The sequence below is a fragment of the uncultured Clostridium sp. genome, from assembly GCF_947036855.1.
Lineage (GTDB): Bacteria > Bacillota > Clostridia > Clostridiales > Clostridiaceae > Sarcina.
Map to the genome: position 1 here is coordinate 1 of NZ_CAMQRY010000003.1, position 14,104 is coordinate 14,104.

The 14,104-nt window shown below is 28.7% G+C and carries 15 protein-coding genes; 12 read left to right on the top strand and 3 right to left on the bottom strand.

The features are described from left to right. Nucleotides 1-215 precede the first annotated feature (215 nt). A complete protein-coding gene (locus Q0V15_RS00985) occupies nt 216-1,139 on the top strand; it encodes an NAD(P)/FAD-dependent oxidoreductase (RefSeq protein ID WP_297435128.1) in 924 nt (307 codons plus the stop codon). Between the two features lie 23 nt (nt 1,140-1,162). Here Q0V15_RS00985 and Q0V15_RS00990 read toward each other — a convergent pair whose 3' ends face one another. Both Q0V15_RS00990 and Q0V15_RS00995 read right to left on the bottom strand, forming a co-directional pair. After that, nucleotides 1,163-1,390, bottom strand: a complete 228-nt coding sequence (locus Q0V15_RS00990; protein ID WP_297435129.1) for a glutaredoxin family protein — start codon at nt 1,388-1,390, stop codon at nt 1,163-1,165. Nucleotides 1,391-1,522: 132 nt separating this feature from the next. Beyond that, nucleotides 1,523-1,687 carry a hypothetical protein gene (locus tag Q0V15_RS00995; RefSeq protein WP_297435130.1) on the bottom strand — a complete coding sequence of 55 codons (165 nt, stop codon included), beginning with the start codon at nt 1,685-1,687 and terminating at the stop codon, nt 1,523-1,525. Between the two features lie 163 nt (nt 1,688-1,850). Between Q0V15_RS00995 and Q0V15_RS01000 the strand changes: the two genes are divergently transcribed. From Q0V15_RS01000 to disA, 4 genes are all read left to right on the top strand, one after another. Beyond that, complete coding sequence (locus Q0V15_RS01000) at nt 1,851-2,573, top strand: GntR family transcriptional regulator (protein ID WP_297435131.1); 723 nt, start codon at nt 1,851-1,853, stop codon at nt 2,571-2,573. After that, nucleotides 2,570-3,301: a glucosamine-6-phosphate deaminase gene (gene nagB, locus Q0V15_RS01005; RefSeq protein WP_297435132.1), complete on the top strand. Its 732-nt coding sequence runs from the start codon at nt 2,570-2,572 to the stop codon at nt 3,299-3,301. Before Q0V15_RS01000 ends, nagB begins: the two co-directional genes overlap by 4 nt. A 259-nt stretch (nt 3,302-3,560) precedes the next feature. Next, nucleotides 3,561-4,934: a DNA repair protein RadA gene (radA, locus tag Q0V15_RS01010; protein ID WP_297435133.1), complete on the top strand. Its 1,374-nt coding sequence runs from the start codon at nt 3,561-3,563 to the stop codon at nt 4,932-4,934. Nucleotides 4,935-4,946: 12 nt separating this feature from the next. After that, complete coding sequence (disA, locus tag Q0V15_RS01015; RefSeq protein ID WP_297435134.1) at nt 4,947-6,005, top strand: DNA integrity scanning diadenylate cyclase DisA; 1,059 nt, start codon at nt 4,947-4,949, stop codon at nt 6,003-6,005. Nucleotides 6,006-6,062: 57 nt separating this feature from the next. Here the strand turns inward: disA and Q0V15_RS01020 are convergent, their stop codons facing one another. Beyond that, nucleotides 6,063-6,458 carry a DUF1573 domain-containing protein gene (locus tag Q0V15_RS01020; protein ID WP_297435135.1) on the bottom strand — a complete coding sequence of 132 codons (396 nt, stop codon included), beginning with the start codon at nt 6,456-6,458 and terminating at the stop codon, nt 6,063-6,065. Between the two features lie 309 nt (nt 6,459-6,767). On the opposite strand from Q0V15_RS01020, the gene Q0V15_RS01025 reads away from it, so the two are divergent. The 7 genes from Q0V15_RS01025 (at nt 6,768) to Q0V15_RS01055 (ending at nt 14,069) form a co-directional block, all read left to right on the top strand. Beyond that, nucleotides 6,768-7,883: a PIN/TRAM domain-containing protein gene (locus Q0V15_RS01025; protein ID WP_297435136.1), complete on the top strand. Its 1,116-nt coding sequence runs from the start codon at nt 6,768-6,770 to the stop codon at nt 7,881-7,883. Nucleotides 7,884-7,887: 4 nt separating this feature from the next. Beyond that, nucleotides 7,888-8,568, top strand: coding sequence for a 2-C-methyl-D-erythritol 4-phosphate cytidylyltransferase (gene ispD, locus Q0V15_RS01030; protein WP_297435250.1), 681 nt, complete (start codon nt 7,888-7,890; stop codon nt 8,566-8,568). Between the two features lie 309 nt (nt 8,569-8,877). After that, nucleotides 8,878-10,575, top strand: a complete 1,698-nt coding sequence (locus Q0V15_RS01035) for a proline--tRNA ligase (protein WP_297435137.1) — start codon at nt 8,878-8,880, stop codon at nt 10,573-10,575. 78 nt (nt 10,576-10,653) lie between these two features. Continuing rightward, nucleotides 10,654-12,051 (top strand): cysteine--tRNA ligase, encoded by a 1,398-nt coding sequence (gene cysS, locus Q0V15_RS01040; protein ID WP_297435138.1) that lies wholly within the window; start codon nt 10,654-10,656, stop codon nt 12,049-12,051. Between the two features lie 215 nt (nt 12,052-12,266). Next, nucleotides 12,267-12,683 carry a Mini-ribonuclease 3 gene (locus Q0V15_RS01045; protein ID WP_297435139.1) on the top strand — a complete coding sequence of 139 codons (417 nt, stop codon included), beginning with the start codon at nt 12,267-12,269 and terminating at the stop codon, nt 12,681-12,683. Nucleotides 12,684-12,730: 47 nt separating this feature from the next. Next, nucleotides 12,731-13,561, top strand: coding sequence for a thymidylate synthase (gene thyA, locus Q0V15_RS01050; protein WP_297435140.1), 831 nt, complete (start codon nt 12,731-12,733; stop codon nt 13,559-13,561). A gap of 16 nt (nt 13,562-13,577) precedes the next feature. Continuing rightward, nucleotides 13,578-14,069, top strand: a complete 492-nt coding sequence (locus Q0V15_RS01055) for a dihydrofolate reductase (RefSeq protein WP_297435141.1) — start codon at nt 13,578-13,580, stop codon at nt 14,067-14,069. Nucleotides 14,070-14,104: the final 35 nt, after the last annotated feature.

The window sequence follows — 14,104 nt, forward strand, 5'->3', positions numbered from 1 at the left end:
GAATAAGATATTCTATAGAGTCAATGTCTAGACCAAAAGCTATTGTTATTAATATCCAAGAATAATAAATTTAAAGAAACTACAAATGTGTAGTTTCTTTTTTTCTTGTAATTAATGATAAAATACATTAAAATTTAACTAAATATTAATATTTTTTTAACTAATAAAATGTTGTATTTCAAAGTTAGATTTGTTGCAGCGAGAGGAAGGCCAAAGTGGAAAATAATATATATGTGGATATATTGATTCTAGGAATTAATAGGGCATCTATGAGTTCTGCAATTTATTGTTCAAGAGCAGGGATGAGTGTAGCAGTTTTAGATAAGCATAAAGAAGATGAAGTGAAAATCATAAAAAGTAATTTAGATTTTTTATCAATAGGAAATGATATAAAAAGCTTGGAAGAAAAGGCTAAAGAGAGTGGAGTTCTTATAAAAAGAATTGTTGATATAGAAAAAGCTATTTTCACAAGTGATATTAAGATTATTCAAACAAGTAAGGAAAAGTACATAGCAAAAGCTGTTGTTATAACATCAGGTAATGATGTTGAAAGGTTTAATATTGAGAATTGCGAAAAATTTATGAATAATGGAATTTACTATAATATAGTTGCTAATATAGAAGTACTAAATGATAAGTTAGTTGCGATTATAGGAAATAGCCATTCTATGTTTGAGGAAGCTTTATATTTATCTAAAATAGCTAGAAAAGTCGTTATTATAAAGGGAAGTGAAAACATAGAGTATTCGAAGAAAATGTTAAAAAACATAGAGAAGAATGATAATATAACAGTTATAAGTGGTTATAAATTAATAGGTGCTTTTGGGTTTGAAAAACTAGAAGGGATTTATTTAAATGATATAAATAGCGGAAAGCGGAAAAGGTTGAGGCTTGATGCTATAATTGGTTCGTTTGGTAAAAATCCAAGTGTGTATGAAAAGGATGTTTCTTTAGAGCATAGAGAAGATGGTTACATAAGAGTTAATGAAAGTATGGAAACAAATATAAGTGGAGTTTTTGCTAGTGGAGCAGGTATAGAGAAAGTAATTAATGAAATACCGACAGATATTAATGATTCGGTAATTGCAGTCCTTAATGCAATTAGTTATATAAAAGAAAAAACTGAGGATAACATATAATAAGTTATCCTCAGTTTTTTATGCTATTTATTTAAAGCTTCATCAATAGCTTTTCTGTCAAATCCTATGATTATTGTTCCGTTTATATCTAAAACTGGAACACCCATTTGCTTAGTTTTAGAAACCATTTCTTCTCTAGCTTCCATATCTTCTTGAACATTGTAAGCTGTAAATTCTACATCTTTTCTTTTTAAGTAGTCTTTAGCTTTATCACACCAAGGACATACTGGAGTACTATATACTTTTATCATTTAATTCACCTCTTGAGTTTATTTATAAATTTTATTACTTTTAGTGCTTACTTGAAATAATTTATTAATATGTTTATTTGAAGTAGCATACTAATTAAAAGTAATTATGGTTTATTATAACTTTAAAAAATGTTATTTTTGTGTGGATTCTGTGTCAATAGAATTATTTATTAAAAAGTTATTCATAATATCACTATTTTCAACATTGACTTTGCTAATTATAGGTTTTTCAGTTGCTTTAAGCGGATTGCTATATAATAAATCACTTGATTTTAATAAGTTTACTAGTTTATCCAAAAAAATCACTCCTACTATTTTATAGTAATAGTATTCTTCAAAAACGAATTAACTATTCATATCTTTGAAAAAATATTAAAATAGTTAAGAAAGTGTAAACAGCACAAAGTGGTCTAGACAAGTCTGGTCTAGACCACTATAATTAGTTTAGGAGGAGAATTTTATGATAGATAAAAGTAGTCAAGTTCCTGCATATCTTCAATTAAAATCTATAATTTTAGATAATATTGAGAAAGGAATTTGGAAAGAAGGGAATTTAATATCTAGTGAGCGTGAATTATCAGAAAAATTCTTAATTAGTAGAATGACGATTAGGCAGGCTTTAGGTGAATTAGTACAAGAAGGATTTTTAATTAAGAAAAAAGGTAAAGGTACTTATGTATGTAAGCCAAAAGTTACACAAAAAGATATTATGAGTTTCACTGAAATAATAGAAAAAACAGGTGGAAAGCTTGAAAATATTATTTTAAACTTTGATGTTATAAAAACTCCAAAATTTTTACATTCTATGCTTTCTGAAGATACAGTTTATAAGATTGATAGAAATAGAGTTGTTGATGGTGAGATTATAGCAAATGAGCTTATATATATGCCGTACTCTTTAGGTAAAAACTTAACTGAGGAAAATATAAAGGATTCAATATATAAATATTTAGAATCTATGAATCATCATATATCTTATTGTGATTCAAGTATAAACGCTATTTTATATAATGATGATTTTGCAAAGCTATTTAAACTTGATGATAAAGTAGCACTGTTAAATGTTAATAACAAGGTATATAGCCAAGATGATAAAATGCTTTTTTATGAAAAGGCAATTTATAGATCAGACAAATATACCTTAGAAGTAAATATATATAAAAGAGAGGGGAAATTAAAATGAAAATAGTAGTAGTAAAAAATTATGAAGAAGTTAGTTTAAAAGCAGCACAGTTTATGGCAGAGATAGTTAATAATAAACCAGAGGCAGTTCTAGGACTTGCAACAGGTGGAACTCCAGTAGGGATGTATGAAAACTTAATTAAAATGAATAAAGATGGAAAAGTGGATTTTTCAAAAGTTACAAGTGTTAACTTAGATGAGTATGTTGGACTTTCAGGAGAGCATAAGAAAAGTTATAGATTCTTTATGAATGATACACTTTTCAATCATATCAACATTGATAAAGCTAGAACTTTTGTACCTAATGGTTTAGCAAAAGATATAGAAGCAGAGTGTTTAGCTTATGATCACAGAATCGTAGAACTTGGTGGAATTGATCTTCAATTACTAGGTCTTGGTGGAAATGGGCATATTGCATTCAATGAGCCAGATAGCCATTTAGTAGTAGGAAGTCACCTAACAGGATTAACTAAGGATACTATAGATGCAAATGCTAGATTCTTTAAGAATGCTAGTGAAGTTCCACAAACAGCTGTAACAATGGGTCTTGGTGGAATTATGCAAGCGAAGAAAATACTTCTTATAGCTAGTGGAGAAGGAAAAGCTGAAGCAGTACAAAGTATGATGAATGGAAAAATAACAGCAGATTGTCCAGCATCTATGTTACAAATGCACAGAGATGTAACTATTATTATTGATGAAGCTGCTGCTGCTAAAATTTCTAAATAATTTTAGTTGTGTAGAAGGGCTGTATGGTATTAGAGTTTAAGTAAAACTCTAATATTGCATGCAGTTTTTTTTTATATGAATTTAAATTAATAAATAAAGTATTAAATTTCAAATAAATAGACAATAATAAAAATATAAATTAAATAGAGAAAATATATATTACAAATATGTTTAAGTTTTAATATATTTATATGATATTATTATATTATATTATATTATATAAATATATTTAAAAAGAATAAATTTGGAGTTGTGATAAATGGCAAAAGTAAAAACTGTATTCTTCTGCCAAGAGTGTGGATTTGAGTCACTTAAGTGGATGGGAAAATGTTCATCTTGTGGAAAGTGGAATACAATGGTTGAAGAAGTCAAAGAAGTAGCTGGTAAAGAAACAAAGCCTACTATTAATATGACAGAAAAAATGAACACCTTAAAAAAAATAGGTGATATAAAATCTGGTGATAAATTAAGATATGATACTCAAATTTTAGAATTAAATAGAGTGCTTGGTGGAGGTCTTGTAAAAGGTTCTCTTACATTAATATCAGGTGCACCAGGAATTGGTAAATCAACATTGTTATTACAAGCAGCTAATAATATGTGTAATAAATATGGAAAAGTTCTTTATGTATCTGGTGAGGAGTCTGAAGAACAGATAAAAATCAGAGGTGATAGACTAGGAGTTACTGCAGATGAATTATATATTGTAGCAGAAAACAATCTTGATATTATAGAAGCTTATATAGATGAAATCAAACCAGTTTTTATAATTATAGATTCAATTCAAACAGTATATAGAGAAAGTGTATCATCAGCTCCAGGTAGTATTTCGCAAGTTAAAGAGTGTTCAAATATTATGATGAGAATTGCAAAAGGAAAAAATATTCCGCTATTTATAGTTGCCCATGTTACAAAGCAAGGGGAACTTGCAGGACCTAAAGTTTTAGAGCATATGGTTGATACAGTTTTATCTTTTGAAGGAGAAAGAACAGAAGATTTTAGAGTTCTTAGAACTATGAAAAATAGATTTGGAACAACATCTGAAATTGGAGTTTTTGAAATGAGTGAGATAGGACTTGTTCAAGTAACCGATCCATCTAAATTATTTTTAGAGGATACAAGTTTTGGACAGGAAGGTTCGGCTGTTATAGGAATAATGGAAGGAACAAGACCAATTCTTGTTGAAATACAATCTTTAGTTAGTGAAACTAAGGCTCCAATGCCGAGAAGAACTGCTATAGGATTTGATAATTCAAGAATGAGTTTAATACTTGCTGTTCTTGAAAAAAAATTAAAAGTCTATTTTTATAATTGTGATGTTTATTTAAATGTTGTTGGTGGACTTAGTATTGAAGGAACAACAGGAGATTTAGGAATAGCATTATCACTATTTTCATCTAATAAGGGTATTACAACTTCTTTAGAAAAAGTAATAATAATAGGTGAAGTAGGACTTACAGGAGAAATAAGGCCAGTTTCAAGTTGTGATAGAATTTTAAATGAAGCCGAGAAAATGGGATTTATTAATGCAATAATACCTTATAAAAATATAGAAAAGGTAAAAGGGAAAAATAAAATTAATTTAATAGGAGTTAGTACTTTAAGAGAGGCAATCGCTAAGATTTATAAGTAGATAGGTGAGTGTATGAGATTAGAAAATAATAAAGAATTAAAAAATATACTAAAGATAATGAGTCCAGGGACTACTTTGAGAGAAGGACTTGAAAATATTTTAAGAGCTAAAACAGGAGGTCTTGTTGTTTTAAGCAATAAGGAGGAAGTTTTAGAGGTTGTAGATGGTGGTTTTAAAATAGATTCACCATATTCACCAGCATATATATATGAACTTGCAAAAATGGATGGGGCGCTTATCATTAGTTCAGATCTTAAAAGAATACTTGTTGCTAATGCACAGTTAATGCCACATTCATCAATAGCAACTTTTGAAACTGGAACTAGACATAGAACAGCGCAAAGAGTTGCAAAGCAAACAGGATGTATAGCAATAGCAATATCACAAAGAAGAAATATGATTTCTATTTATAAAAGTGATATAAAGTATGTTTTAAGAGATAGTAGTATAGTTTTATCAAAGGCAAATCAAGCTGTTCAAACACTTGAAAGGTATATAAAGGTTTTAGACAAGGTTATAAATAATCTTAATATATTAGAATTTCAAGATTTAGCAACTTTATTTGATGTTGCAGGGGCTATTCAAAGAACTGAAATGGTTATGAGAATAGTTCAAGAAGTTGAAGGATATATTATAGAGCTTGGAAATGAAGGCCGATTAATATCTATGCAGCTTAATGAACTTGTAAATTGCGTAGAGCAAGATGGAATTCTTTTAATAAGAGATTATTGTAAAGAGGGCATTGATTATGAAAATATATATAAAGAGATGCAAAAACTAAGTTCAGAAGAACTTTTAGATGTGGAACAAATATCGAAGTTACTTGGATATACAGGAAAAGGACTAACTGAAAGCTTTATAGCACCTAAAGGTTATAGAATAACAAATAAAGTTCCAAGGATTCCTTCAACAGTTATAGAAAATTTAGTATCTCATTTTGGAAATCTTAAATTTATACTAGAAGCATCTAAAGAAGATTTAGATATGGTTGAAGGTATAGGAGAAGCTAGAGCGAGAGCTATAAGAAATGGACTTAGAAGAATTCAAGAGCAAGTTTCATTAAAGAAATAGATAGAATAAAAGATGCAATGCGGGGCAAAATAAGTAAGCCTGCATTGCATCTTTTTTTTATCTAAAAGTAAACTCGCCAAGAGTTTTCATTTTTTCATTTTCTTTTACTAGTATATCAAAGAAATTTATATCTAGAGTTTCACAAAGGGAAACTAGATAGAAAATATTATTGCCAAGTTCAGTTTCTATAACACTACGGCAGTTTTCACAAATAGTACCATTGATATGAGAATCAAGTGAACTTTTGAAACTTGCAATAGAGTCGCTATCAGAAAAATTTTGTTTAGAAGCATTTATTTCAACACAACCACAAGATGTGATAGCTTTACAAATAGCTCTAAAAATTCTAGCTTGAGAATCTTGATGTTTGCTTAAAATATCTAGTATACTTTTATGTCTTAGCAAAGAATCAGCTACGGTACTTTGAAATTTATCAAATATTAAATCATTCATTTTAAAATACAACTCCTTAGTTTATAACCTTATATAATATAATATAATAACATTTAAAAATTAAGTAAATTACATATAAAAAACACTTGCAACGTTTAGTCTAATATAAAACAAATATAAGAAAATTAATAGGGGGTGATGTATAAAAATATTAATAAAAAAGATAGTTAAAAGTAAGATTGGATTAACCTTAAATATAAGACTCTAATAAAATGATGTGTTATAATTAGGTAATGTAGGTAAAAACCTATCAGGAATTATAATATATTTTTTTTATTCATGTTAATAATAAAATAGGAGGTGGTAGCTATGATTAAAAAAGTTTTTAGAGGATTAGTTACAATATTTGGTGTTTTGCTTGGTGCAGTAATATCAGATGTAGTGTTAAAGAGTTCGGCTATAGAAAATATAGAGTTTTTATCTAATAATATAACTAAAGTAATAAGTTATACATTAATATCAGCTTTATTTGGTATTATATTTTTCTTTATTTCACCATATATATATAAAGGAATATCTAAGATTGTTGAGACAATAGAAAGTAGTGTTGGTAAACTTAGTGGAAGTGAACTTATATTTGGTTTACTTGGAGCTATATTTGGAATACTTGTTGCATCAGTAGTATTCTTGCCAGTAAAGAGTTTACTTACTGGACTAAGTGCTAATCTTGGATCACTAATAGGTAATATAATGTATATATTTGCTGATATTATATTGGGAGTTATAGGGATTAATATATTTGTTAAGAGAAGAAATGAAATTATAGCTTTCTTTGAAGGTTTAAAAAAACCATCAGTAAGCAAAGAGAAAAAAGCTAAAACACAAAGAAGTAAATTTCCTAAAATCTTAGATACATCAGTAATAATAGATGGAAGAATTTTTGATTTGTGTAAAACAGGATTTATAGAAGGTACTTTAGTTATACCAGGTTTTGTACTTGATGAACTTAGACATGTATCAGATTGCTCTGATTCTTTGAAAAGAGTAAGAGGAAGAAGGGGTCTTGATATATTAAATAAAATTCAAAAGGAACTAGATATGGAGGTTGAAATTTGGGAAGGTGATTTTCCCGAAATAAGTGAAGTTGATAGTAAACTTTTAAAACTTGCACAAAAAATTGAGGGTAAAGTACTTACAAATGATTATAATTTAAATAAGGTTGCAGAGGTTCAAGGTGTGCCAGTTCTTAATATTAATGAACTTGCTAATGCTATAAAACCTGTTGTTTTACCAGGTGAGGATATGACTATAAGAATAGTTAAGGATGGTAAAGAACAGACTCAAGGTGTTGCATATTTAGATGATGGAACTATGATAGTTGTTGAGGGTGGTAGAAAATATATGAACCAAGAGATAACTGTTGAAGTAACTTCAGTATTACAAACTGCTGCTGGAAGAATGATTTTTGCAAAGAAAAAGGATTAATTAAATTATGAAGAATGTAGCTATAATACTAGCAGGTGGAAAAGGGAAAAGAATGAATGCACCAGTTAGTAAACAATTTATAGAAATAGATGAAAAGCCTTTAATATACTATACTATAAAGAAATTTGAGCAGTGTAAGATGGTAAATGAAATAATAATTGTTCTTCCAAAAGATGAAATTGATTATTTTAATACAAAAATACAAAGTAGATTTAATTTTAATATAAGTAAAATTGTTGAAGGTGGAGCAGAAAGGTCAGATTCTGTATATAATGCATTAAAAGCTATAGAAAATGCTAATGTTGTATTGATACATGATGGAGCTAGAGCGTTTGTTTCAAATAAAATAATTGAAGATGGAATAAATTTTGCATATGAGTTTGGAGCAGCAGCACCAGGAGTTGTTCCAAAGGATACTATAAAAGTAAGAAATGAAAATTCATTTTCAAAAGAAACACCGACAAGAGAAAGTTTGTTTGCTATTCAAACACCGCAGTGCTTTAATTATTCTATGATTAAAGAGTGTCATGAAAAGATACAAAAAGAAAATATTTGTGTAACTGATGATACTATGGTTGTTGAGCATTATGGAAATAAAGTATATCTTTATGAAGGTGATTATAAAAATATTAAATTAACGACAGAAGAAGATTTAATACTAGCAAGAGAGTTTGTAAAGTATTAAAAGCTGTCATAGCGTTATATTGACATGAATAAAATTAACATATATAATTTAGAAAGTTAAAAGAAAATATTGCAAAACTATGATGAAGAATAGTAGAAGAAAACAGTTTAGAGAGGAGATTCACCGGCTGAAAGATTTCCAAAAAAACTTTGAACCTACTTCGGAGTATAGCAAAACTATCGGTTTAATACCGTTATCATGATTAGAGTACAAATTTAGGTGGTACCGCGAGATATATAACTCGCCCTAATAATATTAGGGCGGGTTTTTTTATTTTTTTATAAAGAATTGTTAGGAGGATATTTAGTAATGAAAATGTCAAAGATGTTAATATCTACATTAAGAGAAGTTCCAGCTGAAGCTGAAATAGAAAGTCATAAGTTAATGCTTAGAGCGGGGCTTATGAGAAAAAGTGCAGCAGGTATATATAACTATATGCCATATGGTTTAAAAGCACTTAAAAAAGTTGAAGAAATAGTAAGAGATGAAATGAATAATGCAGGTGCAGAAGAACTTTTATGTTCTGCTATAATTCCTTCAGAACTTTGGAAAGAGTCAGGAAGATGGGATGCTTACGGCGGAGAGATGTTTAGAGTTACTGATAGAAATAGCAGAGAGTTTTGTCTTGGGCCAACTCATGAGGAAGTTTTCACAGATATAGTTAGAGGAACTGTTAAGTCATATAAACAAGCTCCACTTAACTTATATCAAATACAAACAAAGTATAGAGATGAGAGAAGACCAAGATTTGGAGTTATGAGATCAAGAGAGTTCATAATGAAAGATGGATATAGTTTTGATATAAATCAAGAAGGTCTTGATAAAGCTTTTGATGGAATGCAAGCAGCATATAATAATATCTTTAGTAGATGTGGACTTGATGCTAAATGTGTTGAAGCTGATTCAGGTGCAATTGGTGGTTCAAATTCAGCTGAGTTTATGGTTAAGTCTTCAGTTGGTGAAGATGATATAGCTTTCTGTACTAAGTGTGATTATGCAGCAAATATAGAAAAAGCTAAAACAACAGCTGATTTAGAAGTTGTTTCAGAATTATTAGCAGTTGAAAAAGTAGAAACTCCAAATGAGAGAACAATAGAAGAAGTTGCAACATCATTAAATGTTTCAGCTAAAAATACAGTTAAAACTTTAATATTTAAAGCAGATGAAAAAGTTGTTGCTGTATTTGTTAGAGGAGATAGGGAGGTTAATGAAACTAAAGTTACTAATGCTATTGGAGATGTTTTAGAACTTCTTATGGCAAGTGATTCAATGGTTAGAGAAGCTACAAATGCTGAATGTGGATTTGCTGGTCCTATAGGACTAAAAGTTGATATGATGTTAGTTGACGAAGAAGTTTCAAAAATGTTTAACTTTGTTGTAGGTGCTAATGAAACAGGTTACCACTTAAAGAATGTTAACTATGGTAGAGATTTTGAAGGAACTATTGGAGATTTTAGAAATATTGTTGAAGGTGAAAAATGTCCTTGTTGTGATGGAACTATCACAATAGCTAGAGGAACAGAAGTTGGACATATATTTAAGCTTGGAACAAAGTATTCAGAATCTATGGGTGCAAACTTCATAGATGAAAATGGAAAAGCTAAACCTTTCTTAATGGGATGTTATGGAATAGGAGTTACTAGAACTCTTGCTTCAATAATAGAACAACACAATGATGAAAATGGAATAATATGGCCAATGGAAGTTGCACCATACCAAATAGTTGTAGTTCCTGTTAATTCAAAAAATGAAGAGCAAATGACTGCAGCTACAGAAATTTATGAAACTCTTAAGAAAATGAGATTTGATGTTCTTTTAGATGATAGAAAAGAAAGAGCTGGAGTTAAATTTAAAGATGCAGAACTTTTAGGAGTTCCTATGAGAGTTACTGTTGGTAGAGGAATAACTGAAGGTGAACTTGAGTTTAAACTTAGAACAGCAGCAGAGGCTGAAGTTGTTAAAGTTTCAGATATATATGATAAAATAAATGAAGAATTTAACAAATAATAAGTAAAATAATAGTATATAATATAGTGTAGAAAATCTTTACACTATATTATATAAATATACAAGGAGGTAAAAAGAATGAAGGTATATAACACTCTTAATAATAAAAAAGAAGATTTCAAAACTATAGTTCAAGGTGAGGTTAGCATGTATGTATGTGGACCTACTGTATATAACTTTTTCCATATTGGAAATGGTAGAACATTTATAGTTTTTGATACAATAAGAAGATATCTAGAGTATAGAGGATACAAGGTGAACTTTATTCAAAACTTTACTGACATAGATGATAAAATGATTAATAAAGCTAATGAAGAGGGCTGCACAGTAAAAGAACTTGGTGATAGATATATTAAAGAATATTATCAAGATGCTGATGGGCTAAACATAGAGAGAGCAACAGTTAATCCAAGAGCTACAGAGTTTATGGTTGAAATGGTTGAATTCATAAAAGGACTAATAGATAAAGGATTTGCTTATGCTATTGATGGTGATGTTTACTTTAAAACAAAATCATTTGAGGGTTATGGTAAATTATCAGGTCAAGATATAGATCAGTTGCAATCAGGTGCAAGAATAAATGTTGATGATAGAAAACAAGATCCTTTAGATTTTGCATTATGGAAAGCTAAAAAAGAAGGCGAACCTGCGTGGGAAAGTCCATGGGGAGAAGGTAGACCAGGTTGGCATATAGAATGCTCATGTATGGCTAAAAAACTTCTTGGAGAAACAATAGATATTCATGCTGGTGGATCAGATTTAGCATTCCCACATCATGAAAATGAAGTGGCTCAAAGTGAAGCTTTAACAGGGAAACCATTTGCAAACTATTGGTTACATTCAGCATTTGTAAATGTTAATAATCAAAAAATGTCTAAGTCATTAAATAACTTTAAGACTGCTAGAGAAACATTAAAAGAATATAATTCAGATATAATAAGATTCCTAATGTTATCTGCTCATTATAGACAACAACTTAACTTTAGTGACGATTTATTAGAATCAGCTAAAGCCTCAATTGAAAGATTATATAATGCAGTTTCAAAACTTGAAGAAATAATAGATAAAGCAAGTACTGAAGTTATGAGTGATGAAGAGAATACTTATTTATCAGGACTTGATAAATATAGACAAAAATACATTCAAAAAATGGATGATGATTTTAATACTGCTGATGCTATAACAGCTATCTTTGATTTAGTTAAAGATATAAATACACATATGGCAAATACAAATTCAAAAGAACTTGCAGTTAAAGTTTTAGATTTAATCAGAGAACTAGGAGGTCCACTTGGAATACTTCAAAATTCTACTAAAGTAAATTTAGATGATGAAATTGATAACTTAGTTCAAGAAAGACAAGAAGCAAGAAAAAATAAAGACTTTAAGAGATCAGATGAAATTAGAGATGAACTTAAAGCAAGAGGTATTGTTTTAGAAGATACACCACAAGGTGTTAGATGGAAAAAACTTTAATAATATAATTAAAAGCTATCTCAAATTCGAGATAGCTTTTAATTTGTAGAAATTTGAATGTTATATTTTTATAAATTAAGATTAGAATTAATATAATATGTCGATAAATAAAGAGAATAGATAAAAAGTAATAGATAAATAATGTGAAAAAATATATAATCTATATAAGTAGAGATAGATTATGTAAATATCTATTTTAGCTAAGGAGAGATAAAATGTTAGATAAAATGTTATTTAAGGAATACACTAATCAAGAAGCAAAGCAATTTAACCCACTTCAGTTAGCTTTAATTGGTGATGCAGTATATGAAGTTTATGTTAGAAGTTATGTTTTTAATGGTAATCAAGGATTATCAGCACATAAAATACATGTAGAAGCAATAAACTATGTGAAAGCTAAAGGTCAAAGTGACATAATGTTAATAATTCAAGATGATTTAACAGAGGATGAATTATACATTTTTAAAAGAGGAAGAAATGCAAAATCAGCAACAGTTCCTAAAAATGCAAATGTTAGAGATTATAGAGCTGCAACAGGTTTTGAATCTTTAATAGGATACCTTTACTTAACAAATCAACAAGAAAGATTAATTGAGCTTGTTAAAAAAGGTGTAGATAATTTAAAGAAATAAAATGGTAGTATATAAAAGGATAGTTTGAAATTATGGAGGTATTAAATATGAGTAATGCAGATAAAATATTTAAAGAAATGTGTGAAGATGTAATAAAAAATGGTGAATCTTCAAAGGGGCAGGTTATAAGAGCTAAATGGCTTGATGGAGAAGAAGCCCACACAATAAAACAATTCTGTGTTGTTAATAGATATGACTTATCAAAAGAGTTTCCTATAATGACACTTAGACCTACAAATATCAAAGCAGCTATAGATGAACTTCTATGGATATGGCAAAAAAAATCAAATAATACAAATGATTTAAATAGTAAAATTTGGGATAGTTGGGCAGATGAAACTGGAAGTATAGGTAAGGCTTATGGGTATCAATTAGGTCTTAAACATAAATACTCAGAAGGTGAGTTTGATCAAGTTGATAGAGTTTTATATGATTTAAAAAATAATCCATATAGTAGAAGAATTATTGTAAGCATGTATAATCATGATGATTTACATGAAATGAATTTATATCCTTGTGCATATAGTATGACTTTTAATGTTGTTGGAAATAAATTAAATGCAATATTAAATCAAAGATCACAAGATATATTAGTAGCAAATAATTGGAATGTATCTCAATATGCAATACTAGTACATATGTTTGCACAAGTATCAGGTTTAGAAGTTGGAGAGTTTGTTCATGTAATAGCAGATGCACATATATATGATAGACATATTCCACTTGTAGAAGAACTTATTTCAAGAAAATCATTTGAAGCACCAAAGCTAATCATAAATAAAGATATTAAAGATTTTTATGATTTTAAAGTTGAAGATTTTACTTTAGAAAATTATGAGCATGGCGAGCAGGTAAAAAAAATACCAGTAGCTATCTAATTAGGGAGGGTGTAATATGAAAGCTATAGTTGCAGTAGATAAAAAATTTGGAATAGGTCATAAAGGAAACTTACTTTTACGCATTCCAGGCGATATGAAGTTCTTTAAAGAAAATACTATTAACAATGTAATTGTAATGGGAAGAGAAACATTAGAATCATTACCAAAACAAGCTCCGTTGAAAGATAGAGTTAATATAGTTCTAACAAGAAGTAAAGATTATAAAAAAGATGGTTTTGTAGTTTGTAATTCAGTTAATGAGACTTTAGAGAAATTAAAAGAATACACAAATAAAGAAGTTTTTATAATTGGCGGAGAAGCTATATACAAAGAGTTCCTACCTTACTGTGATGAATTATATATAACTAAAATAGAGAATGAGTATATAGCAGATAAATACTTTCCTAATATAAGTAATGATAAGTCATGGGAATTATATGAGGAAAGTGAAGAAAGAAGTCATGATGATATAAAATATAAGATGACGAAATATAAAAATGTAAAATAACAAAAATAAAACTAAAGAAAGAAAAGAGGAATATA

What these genes read in the sequence shown, in the direction of transcription:
- Q0V15_RS00990 (WP_297435129.1), bottom strand. Translation starts at nt 1,390, where the DNA reads ATGATAAAAGTATATAGTACTCCAGTATGTCCTTGGTGTGATAAAGCT.
- Q0V15_RS01000 (WP_297435131.1), top strand. Translation starts at nt 1,851, where the DNA reads ATGATAGATAAAAGTAGTCAAGTTCCTGCATATCTTCAATTAAAATCT.
- nagB (WP_297435132.1), top strand. Translation starts at nt 2,570, where the DNA reads ATGAAAATAGTAGTAGTAAAAAATTATGAAGAAGTTAGTTTAAAAGCA.
- radA (WP_297435133.1), top strand. Translation starts at nt 3,561, where the DNA reads ATGGCAAAAGTAAAAACTGTATTCTTCTGCCAAGAGTGTGGATTTGAG.
- disA (WP_297435134.1), top strand. Translation starts at nt 4,947, where the DNA reads ATGAGATTAGAAAATAATAAAGAATTAAAAAATATACTAAAGATAATG.
- Q0V15_RS01020 (WP_297435135.1), bottom strand. Translation starts at nt 6,458, where the DNA reads ATGAATGATTTAATATTTGATAAATTTCAAAGTACCGTAGCTGATTCT.
- Q0V15_RS01025 (WP_297435136.1), top strand. Translation starts at nt 6,768, where the DNA reads ATGATTAAAAAAGTTTTTAGAGGATTAGTTACAATATTTGGTGTTTTG.
- Q0V15_RS01035 (WP_297435137.1), top strand. Translation starts at nt 8,878, where the DNA reads ATGAAAATGTCAAAGATGTTAATATCTACATTAAGAGAAGTTCCAGCT.
- cysS (WP_297435138.1), top strand. Translation starts at nt 10,654, where the DNA reads ATGAAGGTATATAACACTCTTAATAATAAAAAAGAAGATTTCAAAACT.
- Q0V15_RS01045 (WP_297435139.1), top strand. Translation starts at nt 12,267, where the DNA reads ATGTTAGATAAAATGTTATTTAAGGAATACACTAATCAAGAAGCAAAG.
- thyA (WP_297435140.1), top strand. Translation starts at nt 12,731, where the DNA reads ATGAGTAATGCAGATAAAATATTTAAAGAAATGTGTGAAGATGTAATA.
- Q0V15_RS01055 (WP_297435141.1), top strand. Translation starts at nt 13,578, where the DNA reads ATGAAAGCTATAGTTGCAGTAGATAAAAAATTTGGAATAGGTCATAAA.